Source organism: Nocardioides sp. CPCC 206348 (assembly GCF_048654705.1).
Taxonomy (GTDB): domain Bacteria; phylum Actinomycetota; class Actinomycetes; order Propionibacteriales; family Nocardioidaceae; genus Nocardioides.
Genome location: NZ_JBMCZA010000117.1, coordinates 307 through 537, shown reverse-complemented (window position 1 = coordinate 537; position 231 = coordinate 307). Strand labels below are relative to the sequence as shown.

1 pseudogene is annotated in these 231 nt (G+C 70.6%); it reads right to left on the bottom strand.

The annotated features are described in order from the left end of the window. Positions 1–231, bottom strand: a pseudogene (locus ACOADB_RS07095) (hypothetical protein); the annotation flags it as partial.

Genomic DNA, 231 nt, shown 5'->3' with positions numbered 1-231 from the left:
GCACCCGACTGGCGCAACGCCTTCTCGAGCTCCTGCAACTTGCGCGCGTCGACCGCGGCCTCGTTGCCCAGCTGACGGGCGAGCTTGTCCAGGTCGACATCATCGAGCCGGGCACCGCCGTAGGCCTGCGACAGCTGGTCAGCAAGCGCATCGAGGTCGGCGAGGTCCTGGAGGACTCCGGTGCCGTCGCCGAGCCCGAGGCCGGTGCCACCCTCGCCGAACTGCTCGGAG